This is a genomic window from uncultured Spongiibacter sp. (assembly GCF_964011655.1).
GTDB classification, from domain to species: Bacteria; Pseudomonadota; Gammaproteobacteria; order Pseudomonadales; family Spongiibacteraceae; genus Spongiibacter; species Spongiibacter marinus.
Genome location: NZ_CAXGPO010000007.1, coordinates 30742 through 43996, shown reverse-complemented (window position 1 = coordinate 43996; position 13255 = coordinate 30742). Strand labels below are relative to the sequence as shown.

Here is a 13255-nt window from a genome sequence, read left to right as displayed (position 1 = left end):
TCCGCGAACGCGCCCTACGCTCTCGGTGTGGGTACATCGTCAACACCCACATCTTGCTGGGCTATCAAGGCATCCACCTCGCTGTCGGTATCGGCGTCGGCGTCCAAACCGGCATCTGCGCGATGCTGCTCAGCCACCAATACCAGCTCGGTGTACAAGGCGAAGTGGTCGGAGCCAAAGGCCGGCAGTCGGTCAATCCCGGCAACAGCAAAGTGGCTGCTGTGAAACACGTGATCCAAGGGCCAGCGCATGCCCGGATATTTCGCATGGAAGGTATTGAACATCCCGCGCCCAACCCGGGGGTCCAGCAGGCCGCTTTTCTTGCGGAACAAGCGCGTTGTTCGCGACCAGGCCACATCATTCAGGTCGCCGCATACCACCACTGGCTCACGGCAGGCATCCAGCTTCTTGGCAACCACCATCAGTTCGGCATCGCGCTCCGCCGATTCGTCATTTTCTGTCGGGCTCGGTGGTGCAGGGTGCAGGCAGTGTAAGCGCAGCCGCGGTCCGCCTGGCATTTGCAGCAACACATGTATCGACGGCACATCCTCTTCGACCAAAAATTCAACGTGGCTATCGAGCAGCGGCCAGCGCGAATACAAGTGCATACCGTATAAATTATCCTGGGGACATTTAACGCTGTGGGGGTAGTCGACATCCAGCTCCGCCAGGGCGTTTTGCCACCACGCATCACTTTCCAGGGTCACGAGCACATCGGGGCGCGTCTCCCGCACCAGCGACAAAAATGCCTCAGCGTTGCGATTGGGGGTAAGCACATTCGCCGTTAACAGGCGCAGCGTGGGTAGCCGTGTTTGAGCCGGTGCATCTGGCACCTCCTTGGGATAAAACGGCGTGTAGGGAATGGTCCACCACCACTGATAGACGGCGCAGGCTGCGGTCACCCCCACCATCGCCTGCACCCACTCCTGATTGCTATCTAATAGCAGATATTGCGCTGCCACCAAGGCGCTGGCCAGCAGAGCAATTTGCATGCGCGGGAAATCAAACGCGCGTACCCACCACTGCTGCTTGGGCAGGGCCGGCAATAGCGAGGCCACCACGCAAACCAAGCTCAATACTACAATTACTGCGCCCATTACGATTCCTCGGCCATGCGAATATCGGCACTGACAATGCGGCCCTCTCGCAGGCGATAGCGCGCGTGCAACAACAACTCCAGGCTCTCGCCCTCGGCAAATGAGTGACCCATAAAGTCTGCCACCGCCACCTTGGCAGTGAAGCGGTCGCGAATATCAACGACGTATTCGTCGCCCTGGCAGGCAATATGTTCAGGCGTCATGTGGTCGTAGAACTGGGCGATAATGTGTTTGTACACCGCTAGAATCGCGTCAGGCCCACGCAGTGCCCCATCGGCGGTATGCAACACAATGTCGGGGTGATAAAAATCCCTCAGTGCATCGGGGGATTCTGAATTATAGGTACGAAAATAGTCTTCAATAATCGCTTTACTCATCCCGCGTCGCCTCTGTGCCTATAGGGGTACTCGCCGCACGCAACCGCGTTATGCGGTAGGCCAGCGCCAGCAAAAAACATAGCACAGCGGGTATTGTCAAAGCGAAGAAGCCAAGCCCGGCATAGAGCCAGGCCCCGGCACTGCCGCCGCCGGTAAAACCCAAAATGATCAGCATAAACAGGATGGCTTTGCGGCGGTCAAAGTGCTCGCCCCGCAGCGCGGCGCCGATCATTATCCCGAGGTCAGTGAACAAGCCGGTCACATGGGTGGTGCGAACCACAGCCCCGCTGTACCGCGTCGCCATGGCATTTTGTAGGCCACAGGCCGCCGACGCAAAGTAGTGCCCGGCGCCCTGCTCACGCTGAAGAAACGCGATCGCGATCAACAACAGTGCCCCCTCTATCACGAGCAACGTGTCGTAATGGCGCCCCAGGCTCAGGGTTTCGCTGCGGTTCAAATACCCGGAAATTGCGGCGCCCAATAGAAAGCTCAGCAGAATTGCCAATAAATGCCAGGCCCCGGTATCGCTCAATAGGCCAGCGCCCAGCAGCGTAGCGGTGCCAGACAGGTGCGAAACCGACTGGTGGGCAAAGCCCAGCAGGCCCACCGCATTAACGATGCCGGCCAGCAGCGCCAAGGTAAAGGCGCCCAGCTCCAACCAACGCGGCAGTGAATGAATCAACGCTAGCTCCCTTTGTCTGTCGGGCAAACCCGTGGAACCGTTGCAGCACGGTTTGCGAAATTGACGCTACGCCAGTGGAAACGCGCGTTGCCATTCGCTACCGGCACCCGTGCTATAACTCAGCCCACTGCCACCGGGCGCTCGGCAGGGCCTCGCTTGCCAAGCCGCTGCCAGTGCCTCACAACCGGGCGAAAAATACACCAGTACCTCACAGTGCAAGCGCCCCTCTGACTCGTGCCTGGTTATCAAAACCCGCGGCGTGGCAGACGCCGAGTAGCGGCGCTGAAAGTCAGCTACCAGAGCGGCGTGCTGCGGCTCCGCCAGCAGCAGCGGCCATCAGCGAATCTTGCGCACCCGTACACTGCGGCCTTTCAGCTTACCGGCCGTCAGCGTGCGCAATGCTTGGTCGGCGACATGTCTGCGCACGGCAACGTAGGCACAGTTATCAAAGATATGAATTTTACCCACTTCTTTGCCGGCAACACCGTCTTCACGAGTGAGTGCTCCAAGGATGTCACCCGGGCGAATTTTCTGCTTTTTGCCGGAGTCCAATTGTAGGCAAACCATCGCCGGTTTGTAGCCCGGGGCGCTCAATACGGCGGCACTGGGCAGGGGCTCGGGGCGGATCGCCGCCTGACTCTGCGCTTCGAGCCGCTCAATTTTCTGGCGCTCGCGATCGCCAAACAAGCTACAGGCGCGCCCCTTTGCACCGGCCCGACCTGTTCGACCAATCCTGTGAGTGTGAACCTCGGGATCGCGGGCGATGTGGTAATTGATCACCATATCCAGCTCTTCAATATCCAGGCCTCGCGCGGCCACATCGGTGGCCACCAACACCGACACGCTCTTGTTGGCGAAACACACCAAGGCCTGGTCACGGGCGCGTTGGTCCAACTCGCCGTGCAGTGCAATGACCTTCAGATTGGCCTCGCGCAGTCGCGCCGCCACCTCTTCGGTATCGCGCCGCGTGTTGCAAAACACCACGGCGGAGTCGGGACGGTGTTCAAGCAGTAAGCGAAGCACTGCCTCTACTCGCTCGGCATTGTCATTGACGTAATAAAAACTCTGCGCGATTGTCGTTGCGCTGTGCTGCTCTTTAATTTGCAGCAATTCAGGCTGGTTCATCACCCGCTTGGAAATTGCGCGGATCTCATCCGGGTATGTTGCACTGAACAACAGGGTCTGACGCTGCTTAGGCATTTTTTCCACGATGGCGTCCAGCGTCGCCTGAAAGCCCATTTCCAACATGCGATCGGCCTCGTCCAGAACCAGCATGGAGAGCGCGTCGAGCTTAAGATTGCCCTTGCGCAGGTGCTCCTCTACCCTTCCCGGCGTCCCCACAATAATATGCGCGCCGTGCTCCAGCGAGCCGACCTGCGGCCCAAAGGGCATGCCACCACACAGGGTCAGCACCTTCACATTGTGCACGCCCCTCGCCAACTTGCGCAGCTCTCTCGCCACCTGATCGGCCAGCTCACGGGTTGGGCACAGCACCAATGACTGCACCGCAAAGCGTTTGACCTCCAGCTTCTGCAACACCCCCAAACCAAAGGCCACCGTTTTGCCTGAGCCGGTTTTGGCCTGTGCGATCAGGTCCACGCCGTCGAGAATGCGCGGCAGGGCGCCAGCCTGTACCGCAGTCATTTTCTGATAGCCCAAAGAGGAAAGGTTATTGCGCAGCCCACTTTTGAGCGACAGGCTGGCGAAATCGTAGTGATTCAAGGTGGTACCTATGTATATTGAGCTGGCGGGTATAGGGCTATGATGCCAGTTCAGCCGTGTTTTAAAAGCCCAAAAGCAAAAGGGCAGAACCTCGCGGTTCTGCCCCTTCTCGTTATTCGGCCGTAGCCGAGTAATGCTGATCCGACTAGCGGATCACATCATTACAGTACAACGATGTTGTCAGCCTGTGGGCCTTTTTGGCCTTGGCTTACAGAGAATTCTACACGCTGGCCTTCAACCAGAGTTTTGAAGCCGCTGCCAGAGATAGCGCTGAAGTGTGCGAACACGTCTGGGCCATTTTCTTGCTCGATGAAGCCGAAGCCTTTAGTTTCGTTGAACCATTTTACTGTGCCAGTAACTGTAGACATATTTCTATCCTGAGTTTTCAAAAATAATGTTTTGCCTCACACGAGGCGGTTGTGCTGGAAGTGTTTCTATTACTTATGAGATCAGGACGAGAACTAAAGGTAGAACATCGAAATGGCGTGCATAAATATTAGGAGCTACTTTCTAGCTGGTGCCCACTATATAGGTAAAGTGAATAGAGGTATAGCTTTTTTTAGGCCGTAAAAACCGCAGCCAAACCCGACTATTCACCACGCAGAGCAATAACAGATTGCGCGCGACAACTGACGATTGCCGGCGCCTTGTGCAGCAAACTGTCGTCGCGAAGCGCCGCGACCATAAAGCCAGCAAAATCCACCCGCCGCGTTTTATTGCTGGCCAAAATCGGGTCGCCGACGTGCTCGCTCCACACTGGCAACCCCTCGCTGGGGCCCTCCTCTAAGTCGGAACCACGCACTACCGTCCAGCGCCGGTCGCTGGCAAAAACCCGACGACAGGCTTCCACCTGGTCGTCCAGCTCAACCAGGCGCAGCATTTTTGCGATCGCACCCACCAGTTTCAGCAACAGCGTGAAGTGCCAGGGGTAGCGGTCGCGACCATCCATGGTGATGTGCCAGCCACAGGAAAATACCAAGCGCGCGGCGGGCTCAGCATAATCCAGCACCGCCTGCGCCGTACCAGAGGCATACTGCTGGACACCCCAGGGCACCAGCACAACTACGGCACCATCGCAGCCTTGAAGGGCACGGCGCAGCACTGCCCGGTCATTGGTTTTACCGGGAAAGATCTCAATGCGGCCGGCAAATTCGTCCAGCTTTTTCACGCTATCGGGGCGACACACAGCGGCGACCTCGTCACCCGCCTCCAACAACTGCCGAACCATGTATTGCCCCAACTTGCCCGAAGCGCCCACCACACAAATTCGCATTTTTTATCCCTCGCCTGTCAGCCTGAGCTCAGCCCTGCAAGCCCTCGCGGGCCATAAATTCTGCAACCCGTTGTCGCGCTTGCGCATCGCGATGTTCGTCGCCGCGCCGACTGTCCATTTGGTCAATATAATGCAGCAGCCCCACCTCGTTAAACGCGTACATCGGGGTATCGCTGCAAACATCGGCGGCCTGCTGCGCCGACAGCAGGCTGGTTCGCGCATGGTACAAGCGATTGTGGTGACTATTATCGAGTATCAATAAACCCGGCTGACGATTCAGCAGCAGACCACTGCCTTCTTCAAGACTGCGAGCCACCCACTGCTCGTGTAAGGCATCAACAGAAAGCTGTGGCTGCTGGCCCTGCAACTGGTAAAAGCGCTCAGCCATCGTATGGCCCATCACCCAGGTAGCGAAATAACGGCGCGGTGCAGCCAGCCAAAAGGCCGTCGGATACGGCGGTGTGTCCTGGTGAGGGCGCTGACAAAAGTCAGTGAGATAGGGATTGCTGCTGTATGCATGCTGCTGAGGCGCGCGTTGCGCCAGGGTGTAATTGGTGGGGTTCAGCGGCAAACCGGGGAATTCGATAATGCCCCATTCAAAAATTTCCTTGCGCAGCTGCTGCAAGAAGTCGTAGGCCGAGGCATTAAAAGGGTGGCAGCCGTGCAGCGCTTCAGGCACGGCTATACGAAGCCCTAACAAACGGCCATCCAGGCGATAGCATCCCGTAGTAACCGTGCATTCTGCAGCAATATCATCAAAGCTAAAGGCGGGGCGGTACATACACACTCGGAACTATTCGCGACCGTTGGCCCGCCACATTATAATCAGCCTCCCCTAATTACCAGCCCGGGAATGCCCGCAATGAACACAGCAATGGCGCGCCACATCCTTGTCGCGACGGAGGCCGAAGCCTTGGATATCAAACGCCGCCTTTCGAAAGGGCAGGCCTTTGATGTGCTGGCACGCAAGTATTCCACGTGCCCCTCAGCGAAGAAAGGCGGCGATCTCGGCGAAGTTCACCGCCGGCAAATGGTACCCAGCATCGACAAGGTGATTTTCAATAACGCCCTGCGCCAGACCCACGGCCCGATCAAGAGTAAGTTCGGCTATCACTTGGTGCAGGTTTATTTTCGCGGGTAAGCGCGGCGCCTGCTGGGCCGCGCCTGAAGGCGTTTCGCCGCGATGATTATCGCGGTTATCGAAAAGCCAGCCCCCAAAATCATCATTGCAATCACCAACACATCCCAGAGAGGACGACGGTTCAACAGCGGCAAAAAGTCCCAGCTATGCAAGCCGTTGTATAGCCAGCGCCGCAATCGCTCGCGCTGGTTAAGCCTGCCACGCAGCTCACCCGTGAGCGGGTCAATGTGGAACCACGTTGCCTGTGGGTCGTCAAAACGCAGACGCATCACAGGCAGCGGACGATAACGCTGGTGATGGCTGTAGTAGTACACATCGTGCCCGGCCAGCACCTCAACCCGGTAGCCGTGGTCGGGCAGCAGCTGCGCTGCGGCCTCGGCGATCTTCGCCGCCATCACCGGCTCACGCTGCCAGGACAGCGGCCGCAATAGGTCTGTGTGGCGAGGGGAGCGCGAGCCAAGCAGGTAATATTCGCCGCCCAATCGTCGCCAATGCAATTCTCGGTATTCCCCGCTACGGAGAACCTGTTGAAGCGCGGGCAGTGACGCCACCTCGTCCGCGATTTCGCCGCCGCCGTAATAGCGCTGCGCCTGCCGTGAGTAGGGCTCACCTGACGAAAAAATTCCCCACGGGTTCATCGACATCAAACCGCTGAACATATAGGTGGCGAAGAATAATACGCAGATCAGCCCCATTAGGTGGTGCCATTTCATCACCCCACGATAGGGGCTATAGCGACGCCCCTTGTAGGGTTTGCGCAGACGCAGACGCCAAATACCTACAACGGCCCCACTGGCAATAGACAGCAACCCCAATAGCGATAAAGCAATTACCAACTGTGCCCACAGTTCTGAGTGGCGACGCAGCGCCGCCGGATAGAGCCAATGCAGGTTGGCCCCCAGCCAATTCCAGCTGCGTTCAAAGCGCGTGGTATCACGCAGCACCTGGCCCGTTTGCGACGACACATAAAGCTGAAGCCCATCCTCGGTGCCAAGGTCCACCCGAAAGAGCGGGCGATGCTCACGCAAGCTCGACGATAAGCTCCACTGGTCGTAGTCGATACTCGCCACCGATACCACCCCGGCGTCACCGGCAGCCAGGCGACCACTGCGCCGGGCAAAGGCCTGCGCAAGCCCGACGGCCTCCTCCGCAGAAATGGCGGCGACGGGCTCGGCCGTATCAGCGTAATACCGCTCTGTTCGGCCATCACTGAAACCAACAGCATAGGCAGCGCGATCGCCAATGGCGCGCAGACTTAGCTGAGTAACGCCCGCCTCGCTCAACAACTGCCGCGGGGAAACGGCAACGGCAGAGGCCCGCAGCGGCGGCAAGCCCGCCAGTCGCTCCTCCTCGCTCAAGCCAGGATAGGGCACATACATCAGCACAATGCCGCTGATAAACCACATGGCAAACAGCACGCACATAGCCACACCCAGCCAGCGATGCCCCAGATATAAATACCGTTTTAGTTTCATCGCGGCGCGCCTCAGAAGCGATAATTCACACTGAGGTCAGCAGCCCGTCCATCTGCCAGGATCCACTGATCACCATAGGGTGCCAACACATAGTCGCGGGTGTCCGACAGGTTTTTACCGCGCAAACTTATTTGCAGGGCATCACTAACCTGCCAGTGAAGGGCCGCGTCGACAACGCGGTAGGACAGCAATACCGAGGTGTTACTGTCATTGGCATAGCGCTCACCCACATAGCGCAGGCCCGCACCCAGCTGCCAGTGAGGATGCCACTGCCAACGCAGCCACAGGTTGGCGGTTTTCTCGGCGACATTGCGCGGGGTGTTCCCGGAGAGATCATCGCCACCTTTCACGAACTCCTCGTAACGCGCCCGCGCCAATGCCAGATTAAAATCCAGGCTGACCGACTCGCTTACCTGTGTATACACCTCCCACTCGATACCTCGGGAAGATTGCTCACCAATTTGCCGCTGCACACCGCCGGGGTCAGCGCTCAACAGGTCGCGTTTGACGATATCGTATACCGCTAAACTGGTTTGCAAACGCCCCTGCCAGTACTGCTGTTTTACGCCAAGCTCTACTTGCTCACCCTTGGCCAGCTCTACGTCATCGTTCACCGATGTCAGTACCGATCCAATGGGGTCGAGTGCACGGCTGTATTGCGCATAGACAGAGGTTTCCTCTGACGGCTGGTAAACCACACCAACACGCCAACTGCCACCACTGGGCGACGAGGTACTGCGCGACGCGCTCTGGCCGTTGCTGCGCGCAACGTCGTTGCGCTCGATCTCAAGTCGGTCGTAGCGCAAGCCCAACACGGCACTCCACTGTGGCGTGATTTGCAGATGATCGTCGAGAAACAAGGCGACTTGCTGTGTCTCACTGCTGAAGTCATCGCTGGTGGCACTCTGCACACCGTCGCGCCAACGGCCCGGCGCAGGCTGCTCCAGGTCGACGCTACTGCTGCCTTGGTAAGGGGAGTTGTTGCGGTGGCTGAAGTCGATATCGTTCACTTCCAGACCGATGTTGAATCGGTTGTCACGCTCCAGTAGGGGTCGCGCTAAGGTGACATCCGCGCGATAGCCCAACTGCTCCTGGTCGTGCAGTATTTCCAGATAGAAACTCCGATCCACCTCACCAGAGGCCGAGTTGTAGGCGTAACTCTCAACATTGCGCCAGTGGCGATCGGCACGCATGTAGTAGAGTTCACTGCGCAGTACCGCCGCCTCGCTGATCTGCCAAGTGGCAGAGAGCCGCGGCCACAAATCCTGGTAAGACACGATGGCATCACTAACATTGTAATTATTGCGACGTGTCGACGGATGCACCCGACCATCGACCAGTGGTGTTCCCCAGTAGGGCGCGGCATCAGTGTCGGCAATATCGACGGCAAGCTGCCACGACAACTGCGCCGTCTGCTGAAACAAGACACCAACTGCCAGCGCCTGCCGATGCTCATCGGCGCGGTCCACGTAACCATCGCTGCGGTGATCCACCGCATCAATGCGGTAGGCGAGCTGGTCGGATACCGCATCCCCCAGGCCCAGCGCAAAACGTCGCAAACCAAAACTGCCTGCACTGATATCAAGCTCATTCGGCGCCTTCTCGAAGGACGGCTTTTTCGGCACGTAATTCACCGTGGCGCCAATGGCGCCCACACCATTGATCACCGAACCAGGGCCACGCAGCACCTCAATGCGCGCCATTGTCCAAGTGTCGGCAGGAAAGCTGACCGTGCCACTGCCCACATACAAGCGCTTGCCATCATAGGTGCTAACCACCGAACTGTGCCCGGCAAACCCGCGAACGGACGTGGCACTGCCGCCATTTCCCGGCGAGGCATTGGCGGCGAAGCCCGCCGCCCGCGTTAGCGCAGACAAGCCCGAGAAGTCGCCCTTTTCAGCAATGTCTTCTCCGGTGATGACCGCCACGCTGGCGGGAATTTCCATAACGGTTAAGCCCAGCCGAGACCCGGCCCGGTGTTGCTCATACAACGATAAGCCCGCCGACGTGTCGGCTTCGGCGGTCACCGCCATTTCTTCAAGTTGAAGATGCTCCGCAAAATTTGGCGCGCACCACACCAGCCCGCTGCACAGCAGCAAACATCGCGTATTGTTCATTGTGAAACCTCAAACGTAAGTTAAAAAACGCATGAGGGAGGGGACGAGGGAATTCGACAGCGAGCCGCAAGGGCCAGAAGAAGTCCAACGCATGAAGCCCTCCGCTTCATTGCTGTTAACGTCTAAAGGCCGGTATCGGGCTCTCATCGAAATGATCACCGTTGCGGGGGCAGCGTTGGATTCACCTTGGCGGTTTACCAAACTTCCCGTTTAACCTGCCAGACCGATTGCTCGTGTCGACAGGCACCTTCAGAACGCGGGGGAGCATACCACAGCTCGCCCGCTGTACAAGTTTGTCAGGCCAATAAGGCAAGAATCAGAAATAGCGCTGTGCCGGACAAGCTCAGCTGTATGGTGCGTGTTTTCAGCCCTTTTGAGGCCAAGCCCAAATACAAACCACTGAGCATAATCACGACCAGCGCCATCGAGAACGCAATTTCAAACTGCTTATACAACGTGGGGCCGTGCCCCTTGTGCAGCTCGATTAAAGCGGCAATCAAATCGGGCTTGGCAGCGACAATATGCAGGCCATCGTCGCGTTGCAACAACTGGTAGAACTGACGGTTGGTCGGACGAGTATCCAGGTTTTCGCCGCGGTGCTTCAAATATTGGAAGTTGCTGTTAAGGCCCTGCTCTTGGAGTAAGTCGCGCACCTGCTGCTCCAGGTCGGGGCTTTGGGTATCGATCTTTACCGGCACAACGGCTACGGTCTCTTTTTCGACACTGCCCTTTACACCCAACAGGTAGAGCCCACCTGAGAGCGCCATGATCACCACCATCGGCGCAAAGAACGCGGCTAAATACAGGTGGATATTGATAACTAGCTTTCTGGACATTACTGCACTCCCTTACAACCAAAAATGGCATGCCAGAATAGCATGCCATTGATGTTGGAGTTTGACGCAGCTCTATGACAGGCGCATTAAAATGCGTATTGCCAGCCCGCGGTTAGCGTCGAGTCCAGTTCCATTTGCGGACCGTCCAAGTGCTGGTAAACCGGCTCGCCATATTCCAGCGCCAGCCGGTGCCCCTTCGCAGCCCCTTTCAGGAACAGGTAATTGAGGCCCAATGAGAGCTCGCTGCGCTCGCCGCCCTGCGCATCGGGGTCCGCCGTTGGCACCATCATCGGATTCAGATCGTCTCGCGCACCTTCGATATTTCCCCAGGCGCTGTGAGTTACGCGCAACGAAGCGCTCAACGCCGGAGAGAAGCTGTGCGCCAACCACGCACTTACTTGGGCGCGATTGCCAAGACGGTAGTCGTTGTCGTTGTAGTCACTGCGAATGGTCAACGCCAGCTGGGCGCCCCAGCTTAGTGACGCATCCTGACCGCTGTAGGTCACACCCGGCAGCAGGTCGACGCTGCCACTACCCAGTTGCATGCGGTAGGGCAACTTGGCATTTTTCATTGCTGGCGTGTCATCGCGCTCGTCAATGCTACCAGTTGGCAAGCTTAGGCCGAGGTTGGCGTGCACTCGATGGGCATTATCGGCAGAGGTATACAGTGTGACCAGCGCCGAGGCCTTCACGTCGCCCCAACCACTGCTCTCTGTCGTAAAGCGGCCACCCATGCGCGTTTGGTGATCCATTTCGTTACTCAGGTAGGGCAGCATAAACATCAGCGTAACGTCATCGCTGGGTGCATACATGGCACCAAACATATGCATTTCCATATCCATGCTTAGCGGCGCAACCATATAGGGGCCGGGGTTCATCATCGTGCCGGTAATCTCTCGGGCAGAGAGCGAGTCACCACCGTCGAGATTGCCTTCCATCTCCATCGCCATATAGCGGTAGGAGAACATCCACTCACCCGCCTTGTGAGTGTGGTCACCCATTACCCCAATGGGGCCGTGGGCGGCCGCGCCCATCGACGCCACCTGCACAATGTCGTCGTGCGCAAATACAGGGGTTGAGCTTAAAACCGCAGCCGACAGTAGCGCCGTGCAAAGAGTAGAGCGGGACATAGAAATTGCCTGTTGTTATGACTAAGCCTAAAGTTGGCTACATGGTAGCAAAATCGCCGCCACCCTCTCTGCGACAAAATGTCGCAGTCATTCGCCTACATGGCGACAAGCGCTATACTCGCCTCTTTATCTGGAGCGGCCTGTGAATTCAGACATCGCCAATATGCGCCGACTCTGCGCGATTCGTAGCGTTGTTATCGCCGGGCAGTTCGGTGCCTTGCAGTTCGCCAAATACCAGCTTGGCTGGCTCCTCCCCTACGTAACACTCGAGCTGCTGCTTGGCGTCATCGCTATTTTTGCCGCCTTTTGCTGGTGGCGCAGCTATCAGCGCTGGCCCGTTACCGACTTAGAATTTTTCGTTCAGCTGTGCATTGATGTCGCCGGCTTTACCGCCGTTCTGTACCTCTCCGGTGGCAGTAGCAACCCATTTATCTCTTACCTGCTGGTGCCCCTGTGCATCTCGGCGACAACACTGCCGCTGCGCTACACCTGGGGCCTGGTGATCGTATCGCTGCTGGCATATGGGCTACTGCTGTTTTACTTCATCCCGCTGGCGCCCCTTTCGCCCCACGCCCAGCATATGCACAACGCCCCGGCCATCAATATGCATATGGTCGGCATGTGGATGAACTTCGTGGTCAGCGCCCTGCTTATTAGCTACTTCGTATCCGCCATGGCGTCCAGCCTACGCCAAAAAGAAAACGAGCTCGCCCAGGTGCGTGAACGCCAGCTACAAGACGAACAACTGCTCGCCGTCGCCACACTCGCGGCCGGTACAGCGCACGAACTCGGCACGCCGCTAGCCACAATTAAGGTAATTAGCGAAGACTTGCTGGACGAAATAGACGACAACTATGCCGACGATGTGGAGGCACTTAGCGAGCAAGTCGACCACTGCAAACAGATTCTCGATAAGTTGGTGAGCACCGCTCGCGACCTGAGTACCCAGCAAGCAGAAGCCACAGCAGTGGTTAGCTATATCGACGGTGTTATCGACCGCTGGCAGCTTATGCGACCCGCTTGCGCTGTCGCCGTGTCCATTGCCGACGACTGCAAGAGCCTGTCCATCAACTTAGACGGCACCGTCTCGCAGAGCATTCTCAACCTGCTAAACAATGCCGCCGACGCCAGCCCCGACGATGTTGCGCTGGCGGTTCATCGCGACGATATTCATTTATACATAACGATTTGTGACCGCGGTCCGGGCCTGCCCGGCGCGGAGGGGCGTATTCACCGCGCCTATGTCAGCACCAAAGGAAAGGGCCTCGGGCTGGGCCTATTGCTCAGCCACGCCACGGCCGAACGCTACGGCGGCCAGCTACAGTGGCAGCGCCGCGCGGAAGGCGGCAGTCGCCTGGAGCTAAGCCTGCCGCTGGCCGCGATTACTCAGCGAAGCTATTGAGGG

Annotated in this window: 13 protein-coding genes and 1 riboswitch; of the genes, 2 read left to right on the top strand and 11 right to left on the bottom strand. The window is 57.8% G+C overall.

Features of this window, described 5'->3' with window-relative positions:
• Nucleotides 1–14: 14 nt before the first annotated feature.
• The 7 genes from ABNS66_RS05380 to ABNS66_RS05350 form a co-directional block, all read right to left on the bottom strand.
• Complete coding sequence (locus ABNS66_RS05380) at nt 15–1097, bottom strand: endonuclease/exonuclease/phosphatase family protein (RefSeq protein WP_286840220.1); 1083 nt, start codon at nt 1095–1097, stop codon at nt 15–17.
• On the bottom strand, nt 1097–1474 hold the full coding sequence (locus ABNS66_RS05375) for a nuclear transport factor 2 family protein (protein WP_286694637.1): 378 nt from the start codon (nt 1472–1474) through the stop codon (nt 1097–1099). Before ABNS66_RS05375 ends, ABNS66_RS05380 begins: the two co-directional genes overlap by 1 nt.
• Complete coding sequence (locus tag ABNS66_RS05370; RefSeq protein ID WP_286840216.1) at nt 1467–2156, bottom strand: YoaK family protein; 690 nt, start codon at nt 2154–2156, stop codon at nt 1467–1469. Before ABNS66_RS05370 ends, ABNS66_RS05375 begins: the two co-directional genes overlap by 8 nt.
• A 336-nt stretch (nt 2157–2492) precedes the next feature.
• On the bottom strand, nt 2493–3878 hold the full coding sequence (gene dbpA, locus ABNS66_RS05365; protein ID WP_286840213.1) for an ATP-dependent RNA helicase DbpA: 1386 nt from the start codon (nt 3876–3878) through the stop codon (nt 2493–2495).
• Between the two features lie 161 nt (nt 3879–4039).
• Nucleotides 4040–4246, bottom strand: a complete 207-nt coding sequence (locus ABNS66_RS05360) for a cold-shock protein (RefSeq protein WP_168448358.1) — start codon at nt 4244–4246, stop codon at nt 4040–4042.
• Between the two features lie 221 nt (nt 4247–4467).
• Complete coding sequence (locus ABNS66_RS05355) at nt 4468–5151, bottom strand: NAD(P)H-binding protein (RefSeq protein WP_286840210.1); 684 nt, start codon at nt 5149–5151, stop codon at nt 4468–4470.
• Nucleotides 5152–5179: 28 nt separating this feature from the next.
• Complete coding sequence (locus ABNS66_RS05350) at nt 5180–5932, bottom strand: hypothetical protein (RefSeq protein ID WP_286840209.1); 753 nt, start codon at nt 5930–5932, stop codon at nt 5180–5182.
• An 81-nt stretch (nt 5933–6013) separates the two neighbouring features.
• Between ABNS66_RS05350 and ABNS66_RS05345 the strand changes: the two genes are divergently transcribed.
• On the top strand, nt 6014–6292 hold the full coding sequence (locus tag ABNS66_RS05345) for a peptidylprolyl isomerase (protein WP_286840207.1): 279 nt from the start codon (nt 6014–6016) through the stop codon (nt 6290–6292).
• Here the strand turns inward: ABNS66_RS05345 and ABNS66_RS05340 are convergent.
• The 4 genes from ABNS66_RS05340 to ABNS66_RS05325 form a co-directional block, all read right to left on the bottom strand.
• Nucleotides 6277–7767 carry a PepSY-associated TM helix domain-containing protein gene (locus ABNS66_RS05340; protein WP_286840205.1) on the bottom strand — a complete coding sequence of 497 codons (1491 nt, stop codon included), beginning with the start codon at nt 7765–7767 and terminating at the stop codon, nt 6277–6279. The two genes, ABNS66_RS05345 and ABNS66_RS05340, sit on opposite strands and share 16 nt — an antisense overlap.
• Before the next feature lie 11 nt (nt 7768–7778).
• Nucleotides 7779–9884, bottom strand: coding sequence for a TonB-dependent receptor (locus tag ABNS66_RS05335; protein ID WP_286840203.1), 2106 nt, complete (start codon nt 9882–9884; stop codon nt 7779–7781).
• A gap of 109 nt (nt 9885–9993) precedes the next feature.
• A riboswitch (cobalamin riboswitch) is annotated at nt 9994–10150 on the bottom strand.
• A 30-nt stretch (nt 10151–10180) separates the two neighbouring features.
• Nucleotides 10181–10720: a hypothetical protein gene (locus tag ABNS66_RS05330; RefSeq protein WP_286694645.1), complete on the bottom strand. Its 540-nt coding sequence runs from the start codon at nt 10718–10720 to the stop codon at nt 10181–10183.
• A gap of 86 nt (nt 10721–10806) precedes the next feature.
• Entirely contained in the window at nt 10807–11850 is a 1044-nt protein-coding gene (locus ABNS66_RS05325; protein WP_286840202.1) for a transporter, read from the bottom strand.
• A gap of 142 nt (nt 11851–11992) precedes the next feature.
• Between ABNS66_RS05325 and ABNS66_RS05320 the strand changes: the two genes are divergently transcribed.
• Nucleotides 11993–13252 (top strand): ATP-binding protein, encoded by a 1260-nt coding sequence (locus ABNS66_RS05320; protein WP_286840201.1) that lies wholly within the window; start codon nt 11993–11995, stop codon nt 13250–13252.
• Nucleotides 13253–13255: the final 3 nt, after the last annotated feature.

Bases quoted from the DNA above. Each gene is read 5' to 3' on its own strand.
- ABNS66_RS05380 (WP_286840220.1), bottom strand. From the start codon at position 1,097: ATGGGCGCAGTAATTGTAGTATTGAGCTTGGTTTGCGTGGTGGCCTCG.
- ABNS66_RS05375 (WP_286694637.1), bottom strand. From the start codon at position 1,474: ATGAGTAAAGCGATTATTGAAGACTATTTTCGTACCTATAATTCAGAA.
- ABNS66_RS05360 (WP_168448358.1), bottom strand. From the start codon at position 4,246: ATGTCTACAGTTACTGGCACAGTAAAATGGTTCAACGAAACTAAAGGC.
- ABNS66_RS05355 (WP_286840210.1), bottom strand. From the start codon at position 5,151: ATGCGAATTTGTGTGGTGGGCGCTTCGGGCAAGTTGGGGCAATACATG.
- ABNS66_RS05350 (WP_286840209.1), bottom strand. From the start codon at position 5,932: ATGTACCGCCCCGCCTTTAGCTTTGATGATATTGCTGCAGAATGCACG.
- ABNS66_RS05345 (WP_286840207.1), top strand. From the start codon at position 6,014: ATGAACACAGCAATGGCGCGCCACATCCTTGTCGCGACGGAGGCCGAA.
- ABNS66_RS05340 (WP_286840205.1), bottom strand. From the start codon at position 7,767: ATGAAACTAAAACGGTATTTATATCTGGGGCATCGCTGGCTGGGTGTG.
- ABNS66_RS05335 (WP_286840203.1), bottom strand. From the start codon at position 9,884: ATGAACAATACGCGATGTTTGCTGCTGTGCAGCGGGCTGGTGTGGTGC.
- ABNS66_RS05330 (WP_286694645.1), bottom strand. From the start codon at position 10,720: ATGTCCAGAAAGCTAGTTATCAATATCCACCTGTATTTAGCCGCGTTC.
- ABNS66_RS05325 (WP_286840202.1), bottom strand. From the start codon at position 11,850: ATGTCCCGCTCTACTCTTTGCACGGCGCTACTGTCGGCTGCGGTTTTA.